Genomic DNA, 13,189 nt, shown 5'->3' with positions numbered 1-13,189 from the left:
ACCACTTGCGATACCACACTCTGAAAGTGAACGAGGTACTAACATGACTGCAATTGCTCTTTTCGGCGCCGGCGGCAAAATGGGCTACCGGCTCGCCAAGAACCTGAAAGGCTCGCGCTTCGATGTGCGCCATGTCGAGGTCAGCGACGCCGGCAAGGCTCGCCTGAAGAATGATCTTTCCGTCGATTGCGTACCTGCCGACGCCGCGCTCGATGGCGCAGACGTGGTTATCCTTGCTGTGCCGGACACCGCGATCGGCAAGGTTGCCGCCGGCATCGTCGACAAGCTGAAGCCCGGCACGATGGTCGTCGCTCTCGACGCCGCCGCCCCCTTCGCCGGCCATCTGCCGCACCGTGAAGACCTCACCTATTTCGTCACCCACCCCTGCCATCCGCCGATCTTCAACGACGAGACCGACATGCAGGCCAAGAAGGACCATTTCGGCGGCCTCTTTGCCAAGCAGCATATCGTCTCGGCACTGATGCAAGGCCCGGAAAGCGCCTATGCTCTCGGCGAGGAAATCGCCAAGGTCATCTGGGCGCCCGTCATGCGCTCGCACCGCGTCACCGTCGAGCAGATGGCGATGCTGGAGCCGGGCCTTTCCGAAACCGTCTGCGCCTCGCTGCTCGTCATCATGCGTCAGGCCATGGATGAATGCGTTGCCCGCGGCGTTCCGGCAGAAGCCGCCCGCGACTTCCTGCTGGGCCACATGAACGTGCTCGGCGCCGTCATCTTCAAGGAAGTCGATGGCGTATTCTCGGATGCCTGCAACAAGGCAATCGAATTCGGCATTCCTGCCCTGATGCGCGACGACTGGAAGAAGGTCTTCGAGCCGCAGGAGATCGCAGAAAGCATCCGTCGCATCACCTGATCGACGTCCCCGGGGAGGGCGTCACCCTCCCCTTACTGCCCTGCCGGGAACAGGGCCTGTTTCATAACTGGGAGGAGACCATGAAACTGACACGCAGACTGACACTTGCAGCGTTTGCCGGTGCGCTTACTCTGGGAACGGCGATGCCGGCCTTCGCGGCCGACCTGATCGCCATCATCACGCCGGCTTTCGACAATCCATTCTTCAAGGCAGAGGCCGTCGGCGCCGAGGCAAAGGCGAAGGAACTGGGTTACGAGACGCTCGTCATGACGCATGACGACGATGCCAACAAGCAATCGGAAGTCATCGACACAGCCATCGGACGCGGTGCCAAGGCCATCATCCTTGACAATGCCGGTGCGGATGCAACGGTCGCCGCTCTGAAGAAGGCCAAGGATGCGGGCATCCCCTCCTTCCTCATCGACCGCGAAATCAACGTCACCGGCATCGCCGTCGCCCAGATCGTTTCCAACAACTATCAGGGCGCGCAGCTCGGTGCGCAGGAATTCGTCAAGCTGATGGGCGAGAAAGGCAATTATGCCGAACTCGTCGGCCGGGAAGCCGACACCAATGCCGGCATCCGCTCGCAGGGCTATCACGACGTCATCGACGACTATCCGGACTTGAAGCTGGTCGCCAAGCAGTCGGCAAACTGGAGCCAGACCGAAGCCTACGCCAAGATGGAAACCATCCTTCAGGCAAATCCTGACATCAAGGGCGTAATTTCGGGCAACGACACCATGGCGATGGGCGCGATCGCCGCCCTGCAGGCCGCCGGCCGCAAGGATGTGATCGTCGTCGGCTTCGACGGTTCCAACGATGTGCGCGACTCCATCAAGGCCGGCGGCATCAAGGCGACTGTCATGCAGCCAGCCTATGCCCAGGCGCAGAAGGCGGTCGAACAGGCCGATGCTTACATCAAGAACAAGACGGCGCCGAAGGATGAGAAGCAATTGATGGATTGCGTCCTCATCAATGCCGACAACGCCGACAAGCTTGAGACCTTCGCACTGAAGAACTGATGGCGGACCACTAGAGCCGGATGATTTTAGGTCTGTTCGACCTAAAATCTGAATCCGCTCTAGCATCAAAGAAGTAGAGCGTGATGTCGTCCGAAAACCGCCTACACTTTTCGGCATCACGCTCCGAGCTGGAGGGCGCGGAAGAACCGCGCTCTCCCGATGTCTTTCCTGCGAGATCGAGGTGCATTGCATGTTGAGGACCAGAGGCGCGCTCGTGGCCCTTGTTTTGGCCGCGGCATTGCCCGGCTGCAAGATTATCAAGACACCGACGCCCGAGGAAAAGGCGGCGGAGGCGGCAAAGAGCGCCTTCGACCCTGCAACCAAGGTCGACGCGATCTGGCAGTCCCAGGTACTGCCCGCCATTGATAAACGCGCGGGCGATATCAAGACGGTATTGCAGGCCATAGCCGCAAATCCGGACGAAGCCGGCGCCAAATATGGAAATCCGCGAAAACAGGCCTCATCGCCCTGGACTTATGCCGTCAAGCTGAACGGCAAGATCGTCGCAGCCGACACCGCCTCGCGCGCCGGAACCCTCGATGTCGATGTGGATGGCGACGGCAAGGCGGACGCGAAGGTGCAGATTGGCCCGGCAATCCGTGGCACGGCGCTGCGCGACGCGCTGGACTTCCTGGATTTCAACGAATTCAGGAACCAGATCGAATGGGCTCAGTTCGGCAAGGCCTTCAATGAGAAGGCAAACTCATCCTTTCTGGCCGCCCTGCCCCGGGATGGGCTGACCGGAAAGACGATCACGGTGACCGGCGCGTTTCCGCTGCCCGCATCCGGCCAGCTTCCCCTGATCACCCCTTCGGCCTTGACCCTGGGGCAATGACCATGAGCGAAACGCCAAGCAACGACATCATCCTGCGCCTGGAGGACGTTTCCAAGGTCTATTCCGGCATCGTCGCCGTCAAGCACGCCAACCTGGAGCTGCATCGCGGCGCGGTCAATGTGCTCGTCGGCGAAAACGGCGCCGGCAAGTCTACCCTGATGAAGATCATCGCCGGCGTCGAACGGCCGACCTCGGGCCGCATCCTGCTCGAGGGCGAGGAAGTCTCCTTCAGCAGCCCGGCCGACGCGCAGGCTCGCGGGATCGGCATGATCTTCCAGGAACTCAATCTCTTCGCCAACATGACGGTGGCCGAGAACATCTTTGCCACGCGCGAAATCACCCGCGGCATCTTCGGTATCGATCACAAGGCGCAAATCGCAAGGGCCAACGAGTTTCTCGACCGGCTCGATGCCGGCATAGGCGCCGAGACCATGGTGGAGGACCTGCCGATCGGGCAGCAGCAGCTTGTCGAGATCGCCAAGGCCATCTCGCTTAATGCCCGTATCCTGATCATGGACGAGCCGACATCGGCGCTATCTGCGGCGGAAGTCGACATTCTGTTCAAGGTCATCGCAGAACTGAAGGCTCAGGGCGTTGCGATCGTCTATATTTCGCATCGGCTGGAAGAGCTGATGCGGATCGGCGATTACATCACCGTGCTGCGCGACGGGCAGATCACCGGCCAGGCCATGGTTCGCGATATCGACACGAAATGGATCGTCCGCTCGATGATCGGATCCGACGCGAAGGACTTCGCCAAGGACGGCGGCCATGCGATCGGCAAGGAAGCCTTCCGTGCCGAGGAGATCAGCCTGCCGCGACGCACGGGCGGCCTTGCCGTCGACCATGTCTCGCTGTCGGTGCGTGCCGGCGAAATCCTCGGCATCTACGGCCTGATGGGTGCCGGACGCAGCGAATTCTTCGAATGCGTGATGGGCCGGCACATGCATTCGACCGGACGGATCTACATCGATGGCGTGGAAGTGCGCGCACGCGATACCACCAGACGGATCCGGCAGGGTCTTGCACTGATCCCGGAGGACCGTCAGCGCGAGGGATTGGTGCAGGTCCTGTCCATCGCCAGCAATTTGACGCTTGCGAGCCTCGGTCGCTTCGCTCGACTGTTTTTCCATATCGATCCAGGCGCCGAAAAGAACGCCATTCGCGACATGATCCGCGATCTTTCGATCAAGGCGCCCAATCCGGATTTCGAGGTCACCTCCATGTCCGGCGGCAACCAGCAGAAGGTCGTCATCGGCAAGGCTCTGATGACCGACCCGAAGGTGCTTTTGATGGACGAGCCGAGCCGCGGCATCGATGTCGGCGCCAAGGCCGACGTCTTCCGCACCATGCGCAGGCTCGCCGGCAAAGGCCTGGCAATCTTGTTTTCAACCTCGGACCTTGAAGAGGTCATGGCACTTTCAGACCGCATCGCAGTGCTCAGCAACGGCAAACTCGTGACCGTTCTCGACAGAAGCGAAGCGACGGAAGAAGCCATCATCGCGGCATCCGCCAAGGGACACGGACATACAGGGAAACTCGCGTCATGACCGCAGATACGTCCTCTACCTTTGCGACCAATCGCTCGAACGGTTCCGTTCTCCTGACGCTGATGAAGCTCAGGACCTTCATCGCGCTGTTTGCCGTCGTCATCTTCTTTGCGATCTTCGCACCGAACTTTACTTCGACCGCCAACATCATCCTGATGTCGAAGCATGTCGCGCTTAACGCCTTCCTCGCCATGGGCATGACCTTCGTGATCGTAACCGGCGGCATTGACCTTTCGGTCGGCTCGATCGTCGGCCTGTGCGGCATGGTGGCGGGCGCCCTCATCCTGAACGGCGTCGAACTGCCGATCGGATATACCGTCTACTTCAACATCTACGAGATCATTCTCATCACGCTCGCCGTCGGGCTATCGATCGGGCTCATCAACGGGCTGCTCATTACCAAGCTCAACGTTGCGCCCTTCATCGCCACGCTCGGAACGCTCTATATCGCCCGCGGCCTCGCGCTCCTCTCTTCCGATGGCCAGACCTTCCCGAACCTCGTGGGACGGCCGGAATACGATACGACCGGCTTCGACGTCTTCGGCGCCGGCCGCATGCTTGGTCTGCCCGTTTCCATCTGGATACTGATCGTGCTGGCGCTGCTCGCCGCCTATGTCGCCCGCTCGACGCCGATCGGCCGGCACATCTTCGCCGTCGGCGGCAATGAGCGCGCCGCGCGCATGTCCGGCATCCGTGTCGATGTGGTCAAGATCTTCGTCTACATGTTCTCAGGGCTCTGCGCTGCCATCGTCGGCATCGTCATATCGTCGGAGCTGATGGCGGCGCATCCGGCGACCGGCGAAAGCTTCGAGCTGAACGCGATCGCGGCAGCCGTGCTCGGCGGCACCTCCATGTCGGGCGGCCGCGGCACTATAGGCGGCACGATCATCGGCGCCTTCGTCATCGGCATCCTTTCGGACGGCCTTGTGATGATGGGCGTCTCATCCTTCTGGCAGATGGTGATCAAGGGATGTGTCATCATCATCGCTGTCGTCGTGGATCAGGCGCAACGGCGCCTCCAGCAGCGCGTAACTCTCATGCAAATGGCAAAGGCAGGCTGAAATGGCAGAACTCAAGGGCGCATTGATCGGTTGCGGCTTCTTCGCAATCAATCAGATGCACGCGTGGCAGGACGTCGAAGGCGCTCGTATCGTTGCGATCTGCGACCGTGACCCGGAACGGCTGAAGCTCGTCGGCGATCAGTTCGGCATTGAGCGTCGCTATGCAGATGCCGCCGCGATGTTTGCCGATGGCGGCTTTGACTTCGTCGATATCGCAACGACGGTCGCAAGCCATCGCGCCCTGGTGGAGATGGCTGCATCCCACAGGATCCCGGCGATCTGCCAGAAGCCGTTCGCGAAAACATTGAGCGACGCCAAGGCAATGGTTGCAGCCTGTGCTACGGCCGGCGTGCCGCTGATGGTGCATGAGAACTTCCGCTGGCAGACACCCATTCAGGCCGTCAAGACTGTTCTGCAGTCGGGCGCGATCGGTGAGCCCTTCTGGGGACGTTTCTCCTTCCGCTCCGGCTACGATGTGTTTTCCGGCCAGCCTTACCTGGCCGAAGGCGAACGGTTCATCATCGAGGATCTCGGCATTCATACGCTCGACATCGCCCGCTTCATCCTCGGTGATGTCGCTTCGCTGACGGCCCGCACCAAGCGGGTCAATCCGAAGATCAAGGGCGAGGATGTCGCCACCATCCTGCTCGACCATGAGAGCGGCGCGACGTCGATTGTCGACGTCAGCTACGCCTCCAAGCTTGCGACGGAGCCTTTCCCCGAGACTCTGATAGAACTCGACGGCACGAAGGGTAGTATTCGGCTGTCGCAGGGATATCGCCTCGAGGTCAGCGGTCCCGACGGCGTGACCATATCCGATGCTTCACCCCAGCTTCTGTCCTGGGCCTCGCGCCCCTGGCACAATATTCAAGAGAGCGTCCTGGCGATCCAGCAGCATTGGACCGACCGCCTCGCCAATGGCGGCGAAACCTCCACGTCAGGCGCTGACAATCTCAAGACTCTGGCGCTTGTCGAGGCCGCCTATGAGAGTGCGGCGAGCCTGCGCTCGGTTGACATCGGAGCCATGTTGCGATGACGACCGGGAGCGACCCATTCGAGCTCTATGGCACACGAGAGAGAGAAACACCGCCCGTGCGGTTGACCGCTGGCGGGCTTACCGCCGACTTCAAGGACGGCAATCTGCGGTCGATTTGCTATGACGGCACCGAAGTCTTGCGGGCCGTTTCCTATCTGGTTCGCGATCGCGATTGGGGCACCTATGCGCCTTCTATCGAAGATCTGCGGATCGCTCAGCGTGACGATGGTTTTTTGGTCAGTTACATCGCACGCTGCGCCGGACCTCGAAATACCGAGCTCGCAATTGACGTGCGGATCGCGGCAGAGGCGGGCGAAGCGCTGAGTTTCGAAGCTGAAGCGCTTTCGGCTACCGGCTTCGAAACCAACCGCTGCGGCTTCTGCATCCTGCATCCGATCGTCGGCGTTGCCGGCATGCCTGTATCGGTCGAGCATGTCGATGGCAGCCGTAAGAGCACTCATTTTCCCGACCTGATCGAACCATGGCAGCCCTTCAAGGACATGCGGGCGATTACGCATAGCGTAACGTCGAACGTCACGGCCGAGTGCCGCATGGAGGGCGACACATTCGAAATGGAAGACCAGCGCAACTGGTCGGATGCCTCCTACAAGACCTATGTTCGCCCGCTTGCCCTGCCCTGGCCCTATCAAATTCCGGCTGGCGAGCCCATGCGGCAAAGGATCGTTCTTTCAATAGGCGATATGCGGCGCGCTACCTCTGCGCCTGCGATGGTCGCGGATAGGCGCCCGATTAAGTTGAGCCTGGGAGAAGCCTCCGGCACCATGCCTGCGATCGGGCTCGTCATGACGCCCGAAGAAGCCGAGGCCACGCTCGCCGCGCGTAGTCGGCTGCGCGAAATCGCGCCGCAGGAATTGCTCTTCCACTTCGATCCTGATGCCGGTCACGGGATTGGCGCCCTCAAATCCTTCGCTGCCATTGCAGCGCTTCATTCCGGGCGGTCGACTCTGGAAATCGCATTGCCCTGCCGCCTTGCTCCGCTTGCCGAAGCACAGCAAATAGCGGCCTTGATGCGAGACGCCGGCTTCAAACCCGACGCTATCGTCATATCGCCTTCGGTCGATCGGCAGTCGACGCCCCCGGGCAGCAAATGGCCAGAATGCCCGCCCCTTGAAGAGGTTTATGCCGCCGCTCACGCCGCCTTCCCCGACATTCGTCTCGGCGGCGGCATGCTGAGCTATTTTACCGAACTCAATCGCAAACGAGTACCCGCCGATACGCTCGGCTTCGTCACCCATTGCACCAATCCGATCGTACATGCGGCGGACGATCTCAGCGTCATGCAGACCCTGGAAGCATTGCCCTTCATCACGCGCTCGGTGCGCGCCATCTACGGTGACAAGCCTTATCGTATCGGCCCCTCGACCATACCGATGCGGCAGAACCCCTATGGCAGCCGGACCATGGACAATCCTCATGGTGCGCGCATTGCCATGGCCAACACCGATCCGCGGCACAATGCCCGCTTCGGCGAGGCCTTTGCGTTTGGCTATGCCGCCCGCGTCCTCGATGCCGGATTGGAGTGCCTGACGCTTTCGGCACTGACCGGGCCTTTCGGCCTGATCGCCGGAGAAGAGGAGCCATCGGCAACGGGAACCACGCGACCGCTTTTTAACGTCGTCTCCACCTTGTCCCGCCTCGCCGGCAGCCGGTGGCAGGAGTGCCTGTCGTCCGATCAGACCGCCGTGCTCGCCTTCATAACGGTGCAGTCTGGAAAGGCTCGACAGCTTCACTTGGTCAACATCACATCCGCCTCGCAGCAGATCCAGCTGGGAAGATTCCGTCTGCTCGAGCAGCCCGGAAATACGAGGCTCACGCTTGATGCCTATGGCACTGCTTCCGCAACGTTGATGGATTGACCTTCATTCGCAGACGCGCAAGTTAGTCCCAACAATCGCAATGATTTGGGAGTATCGGCGTGAAGACGAAAAAATTGATCAACGAAGGCGCCGCCGCCGTCGATGAGATGCTGGCCGGCATTTTGGCAGCTCATCCGCGCCATCTGCGTGCAGTCGACGGATCGCCGCGTTCGATCGTGGCGAACCATGGTCCACGGGCCGGCAAGGTCGGTCTGGTCATCGGCGGCGGGTCCGGGCACGAGCCGACATTTCTCGGCTTTGTCGGCAAGGGGCTGGCCGATGCCGCCGCCATCGGCAATGTCTTCGCCTCGCCGCCGCCCGATCCGATCATCGAATGCGCCAAGGCCGTCGATGGCGGTGCCGGTGTGCTGTTCATGTACGGCAACTATGCCGGCGACGTCATGAATTTCGACATGGCTGCGGAAATGCTTGCCATGGACGATATTGAGGTGCGTACCGTGCTGACCACGGACGATATCGCCTCTGCGTCCATCGATCAGAAAGAGCGCCGTCGTGGCGTTGCCGGCAACGTCTTCATTTTCAAGGCCGCAGGTGCTGCCTGTGATCTCATGTATGGTTTCGACGATGTTGAACGGGTGGCGCGCTTTGCCAATGAACGCACCTATACGATGGGTGTAGCGCTTTCGCCCTGCTCGCTGCCGCAGACACGCAAGCCGAACTTCGAGATCGGCGCCGATGAAATGGAAATCGGCATGGGCATCCATGGCGAGCCCGGCGTCGCCCGCGGGCCGATGCGATCGGCGGACGAGGTGACGAGCGAGCTCGTCAGCAAGATCCTGGAGGAGATGAAGCCGGCCCGCGGTGATCGCGTCGCCGTGCTGGTCAATTCGCTGGGCTCGACGCCCCTCATGGAACTCTACATCATGATGCGCAAGCTCAAGACAATGCTCGACGACGCCGGCCTCGTTATCCACCTGTCGCTGGTCGGCAACTACTGCACATCGCTGGAAATGGCCGGCGCTTCGGTCACGCTCATGCATCTCGACGACGAACTGCAGCGGTTGATCGATCATCCCTGCGATTGCGCCATGTTCCGCTCCGGCGAGGGCTTGGCATGACCACGATCGGAACGGAAGAACTGAAGTTGCTTTTCGTGCGGCTCGCCGACGCAATGGCCCGCGAGAAAGATCGCCTCTGCGAGCTGGACGGCGTGATCGGCGATGCCGATCATGGCATCGCCATGGAGCTTGGCTTTACAGCTGCCGCGAAGGCGGTTTCGGAGCTGGATTCATCGGCATCCGACCCGACACTGGTCTTCAATACGGCCGCGAAATCCTTCCTCAACGCGGTCGGCGCCTCATCCGGACCGCTTTATGCGACGGCGCTCATGCGTGCGGGTGCCGTCGCCAAGGGAAAATCTTCGTTGAGCGATGACGATATGGTCGAGGTATTTTCGGCCTTTGCGAGAGGTATTCAGGATCGAGGCAAGGCAGAGGTTGGCGAAAAGACCATGGTCGATGCCTGGGCACCCGCCGCCGCAGCCTGCCGAGCCGCCCGGGATCAAGGACTTTCACTTGCCGACTGTTTGGCCGCCGCCTTCAAAGCCGGTGAAGCGGGTGCGGAAGCCACCAAAAGCATGATCGCGGCGAAAGGCCGGTCATCGCGCCTCGGTGATCGAGCCTTGGGACACATGGACCCCGGAGCGGCGTCGGCCGTCGTCGTCATGGCCTGTTTTCGCGATCACTTCCTGTGATACTGCTGATAAGCTCATCATACCAGTTGACATGTTGACGACGATTTGTCAAAACCGCCCTCAGCTTTGCTCAGAGGAGGACGGGAGATGGCTATCAGCTCGAAATATGCGCGTTGGTTCGGCGCCGCTGCGATGGCAGCGGCGGCTTTTTCGGCAACCAATGTTGCCGCGGAAGACCTGACGCTGTGGACGCTAAACTTCGACAATGGCGCGGCAAACGGCGCATTGAAGAAGGTGGCAAAAGACTTCGAGGCCGCCAATCCCGGCACCCATGTCGAAATCGTCCAGCGCGGCGTTGACGAACACAAGACCGCACTCCGCGTAGCCGCTGGCTCCAGCAAGGGGCCGGACATCTATTTCAGCTGGGCCGGGCTTGGCCTCGGCGGCGAATACGTGAAGGCAGGTCTCTCGCTGCCGCTCGACAAATACTACACCCAGTACAAGTGGAACGACGAACTGCTTCCCTCGGCCGCCGCCTTTGCCGATCTCTACCCGGGCGGCAAGCACGGCGTCCCCTTCACCTTCAAGGGCGAGGCGATCTACTACAACAAGAAGCTTTTCCAGAAGGCCGGCATCACTCAGGAGCCGAAGACCTACGAGGAATTGCTGGCGGCAGCGGACAAACTCAAGGCAGCGGGAATCCCCGCCTTCACCTTCGGCGGCTCGGTCAACTGGCACGTCATGCGCCTGATGGACGTGCTCTTGGAAACCAAATGCGGCGCCGACAAGCATGACGCGCTGATGGCCATGAAGTCCGACTGGACGAAGGAGCCCTGCGCCACAGAAGCCTTTACCGAATTTGCCAAGTGGACGAAGGATTACACGCTGAAGCCCTTCATGGGGATCAGCAACCAGCAGTCCTATACGTTGTTCGTTGCCGGCCGCGCCGCGATGATGCTCGAAGGCGACTGGCTGGTCAGCCAGCTGAGCGGCAGCAAGGTCAACCTCGACGATTACGGCGTCGTGCCGTTCCCGACGAACACCAACCGCCTCTATGGTTTTGCCGAGTACAACTACATCAGCACCAAGAGCAAAAACCCGGATCTTGCCGCCAAATTCCTCGACTATTTCCTGTCGACCAAGGTGCAACAGGATCTGGTCGGACAGATCAGCTCGATCTCGGTCAACAAGAATGTCCAGTACACCGACCAGAAGCCGCTAGAGGCGAAATGGCTCGATATCTTCAAGGCCTATAGCAAGGTCTACATGAACGGCGACCAGGCATTTCCGCTCGATGTCACCACCGAATACTTCCGGGTGATCAACGACGTCGCCTCCGGCAACATCCAGCCGGCCGATGCCGCCAAGCAGCTGCAGACCTTCATCGCTGGTCGCACCTGATCGATCGAGGGAGGCCGCCGTCCGATTGTCAATCGCGACGCACGGCTTCCCTCAACTTCATGCCCACGCGTCAGTTGCCGCCGGGAGCAATCAGAAATGTCATTCCGCAATCGAACACATGATCCCCGCGTCCAAGCAGCGATCCTGCTTGCACCGGCCATGCTGATCTACGCGATTTTTGCGCTTTATCCGATGCTGAACGTGGTGGTGCTGAGCTTCCAGAAGTGGAACGGCCTCGATCCGCAGCGTCCCTTCGTTGGCCTGGCAAACTACCAGTATATCTTCACCCAGGACCCGGTTTTCTGGGTTGCCTTCCGCAACACGGTGATCTGGACCATCATGTGCGTGATCTTTCCGCCCATGGTCGGCCTGCTGCTGGCGCTGAGCCTCAATCAGAAGCTTTTCGCCCGCAATACCTTCCGCGCCATCTTCTACCTCCCGGTCATCATCGCCCCGATCGCGGTCGCGACGATGTGGAAGTGGATGTACGATCCCTTCTTCGGTCTCTTCACCGAAATTTTGACCTCCATGGGTCTGCAGGACTGGATTCAGGACTGGCTCGGCGACAAGGATATCGCGCTCTACTCCGTCTTCGTCGCCTTCCTCTGGCAATCCGTCGGCTTCTCCATGGTCCTGTTTCTTGCGGGCCTGCAGAATGTCTCGCAGACGCTGGTCGAAGCCGCCCGCATCGACGGCGCCGGGCGCTGGAACATCTTCCGCTACGTGACCCTGCCCGCGTTGCGCACGACGCTGACCATCGTGCTGGTGCTCTCGGTCATCTCCTCGCTGAAGGCCTTCGACATCGTCTACGGCCTGACCGGCGGCGGACCGGCGCAATCGACGCAGATGCTGGCGCTCTGGGCCTTCACCCAGGCCATGCAGATCTTCGATTTCGGCCGCGGCGCTGCAATCTCGGTCGTTCTGCTGCTCATCACCATCGCCATCGTCATCCCCTACCTGCGCTGGACGCAAAAGCATGAGGAGGCCGAACAATGACGGCAGCATCGGCCACATCCATATCGGACGATTTCGAGACCATCGCGCCCGCCAAGCGCAAGCGGGACCCGGTGCTGATTGGCCTGTGGATCGCGTTGCTCGTGGTCGCGGCGATCTGGCTTGCGCCTTTCGTCTTCATCGTCTTTACCTCGCTGAAGACGCAGGCCGATGTGACTTCCACCGGCGCCTTCATGCCGCCGCTCGATCCAGCCTTTGAGAATTATTCAAGCGCCTGGGGCCGCGGCAATTTCGCCAATGCCTTCCTGAACAGCACTATTATCACCGTGATCAAGGTGCCGCTCGGGCTCATCCTCTCGGCGATGGCCGCCTATGCGCTTGCCAAGATCCGCATGCGGTTCAGCAAGCTATTGCTGCTCGCCATCGTCTTCGGCACGATGATCCCGTTTCAGGTCATGCTGGCCCCGCTGTTCACGCTGGTCAATTTGCTCGGGCTGATCGACACCTATCCGGGCGTTATCCTGCCCTATATAGCCTTCGGCGTGCCCTATCAGGTCTTTATCCTGCACGGCTTCTTCAAAGGCATTCCGAAGGAATTGTCGGAAGCCGCGCTGATCGACGGCGCAAGCCATTTCACCATCTTCCGCCGGATTTTCCTTCCAGTCTGCCTGCCGGTGCTCGCAGCACTGCTGATCCTCGATTTCGTCTCGACATGGAATGAATTCGCCATGGCGCTCGTGCTCTTGCAGGATCAGCATATGTGGACGTTGCCGCTTGGCCTCATGTCCTTCCAAGGCCAGTTTTCCAATGATTACGGCCAATTGAATGCGGCGATCGTCATGACGGTCCTGCCGGCCACCATCGTTTATCTGATCTTCCAGCGCTACTTCGTCTCCGGCCTCACCTCCGGCGCGGTGAAGGGCTGAGC

General features: G+C 60.5%; 12 protein-coding genes. All 12 read left to right on the top strand.

What is annotated here, in order from left to right; all coding sequences use genetic code 11:
- The first annotated feature begins 43 nt into the window (after positions 1-43).
- The 12 genes from GA0061100_RS18710 (at position 44) to GA0061100_RS18655 (ending at position 13,187) form a co-directional block, all read left to right on the top strand.
- Positions 44-871 carry a phosphogluconate dehydrogenase C-terminal domain-containing protein gene (locus GA0061100_RS18710; protein WP_075854211.1) on the top strand — a complete coding sequence of 276 codons (828 nt, stop codon included), beginning with the start codon at positions 44-46 and terminating at the stop codon, positions 869-871.
- 80 nt (positions 872-951) lie between these two features.
- A complete protein-coding gene (locus GA0061100_RS18705) occupies positions 952-1,893 on the top strand; it encodes a D-ribose ABC transporter substrate-binding protein (RefSeq protein ID WP_075854210.1) in 942 nt (313 codons plus the stop codon).
- Between the two features lie 190 nt (positions 1,894-2,083).
- Entirely contained in the window at positions 2,084-2,728 is a 645-nt protein-coding gene (locus GA0061100_RS18700; protein ID WP_075854209.1) for a DUF2291 family protein, read from the top strand.
- Positions 2,725-4,278, top strand: coding sequence for a sugar ABC transporter ATP-binding protein (locus tag GA0061100_RS18695; RefSeq protein ID WP_075854208.1), 1,554 nt, complete (start codon positions 2,725-2,727; stop codon positions 4,276-4,278). Before GA0061100_RS18700 ends, GA0061100_RS18695 begins: the two co-directional genes overlap by 4 nt.
- A complete protein-coding gene (locus tag GA0061100_RS18690; protein WP_075854207.1) occupies positions 4,275-5,339 on the top strand; it encodes an ABC transporter permease in 1,065 nt (354 codons plus the stop codon). The genes GA0061100_RS18695 and GA0061100_RS18690 overlap by 4 nt, the downstream gene beginning before the upstream one ends.
- Position 5,340: 1 nt before the next feature.
- Positions 5,341-6,375 (top strand): Gfo/Idh/MocA family protein, encoded by a 1,035-nt coding sequence (locus tag GA0061100_RS18685; RefSeq protein ID WP_075854206.1) that lies wholly within the window; start codon positions 5,341-5,343, stop codon positions 6,373-6,375.
- Complete coding sequence (gene apnL / locus GA0061100_RS18680; protein WP_075854205.1) at positions 6,372-8,252, top strand: D-apionate lactonase; 1,881 nt, start codon at positions 6,372-6,374, stop codon at positions 8,250-8,252. The genes GA0061100_RS18685 and apnL overlap by 4 nt, the downstream gene beginning before the upstream one ends.
- 59 nt (positions 8,253-8,311) lie before the next feature.
- The gene (locus GA0061100_RS18675) at positions 8,312-9,331 is read left to right on the top strand and encodes a dihydroxyacetone kinase subunit DhaK (protein ID WP_075854204.1); all 1,020 of its coding nucleotides are present in this window, start codon (positions 8,312-8,314) and stop codon (positions 9,329-9,331) included.
- Positions 9,328-9,966 (top strand): dihydroxyacetone kinase subunit DhaL, encoded by a 639-nt coding sequence (gene dhaL / locus GA0061100_RS18670; protein ID WP_075854203.1) that lies wholly within the window; start codon positions 9,328-9,330, stop codon positions 9,964-9,966. Before GA0061100_RS18675 ends, dhaL begins: the two co-directional genes overlap by 4 nt.
- 87 nt (positions 9,967-10,053) lie before the next feature.
- Positions 10,054-11,307, top strand: a complete 1,254-nt coding sequence (locus tag GA0061100_RS18665; RefSeq protein ID WP_075854202.1) for an extracellular solute-binding protein — start codon at positions 10,054-10,056, stop codon at positions 11,305-11,307.
- A 96-nt stretch (positions 11,308-11,403) separates the two neighbouring features.
- Entirely contained in the window at positions 11,404-12,303 is a 900-nt protein-coding gene (locus GA0061100_RS18660; RefSeq protein ID WP_075854201.1) for a carbohydrate ABC transporter permease, read from the top strand.
- Positions 12,300-13,187: a carbohydrate ABC transporter permease gene (locus GA0061100_RS18655; RefSeq protein WP_075854200.1), complete on the top strand. Its 888-nt coding sequence runs from the start codon at positions 12,300-12,302 to the stop codon at positions 13,185-13,187. Before GA0061100_RS18660 ends, GA0061100_RS18655 begins: the two co-directional genes overlap by 4 nt.
- Positions 13,188-13,189: the final 2 nt, after the last annotated feature.

The sequence above is a fragment of the Martinezella hainanensis genome (assembly GCF_900094555.1).
Taxonomy (GTDB): domain Bacteria; phylum Pseudomonadota; class Alphaproteobacteria; order Rhizobiales; family Rhizobiaceae; genus Rhizobium; species Rhizobium hainanense.
This window is presented reverse-complemented; position numbering and strand designations above follow the sequence as displayed.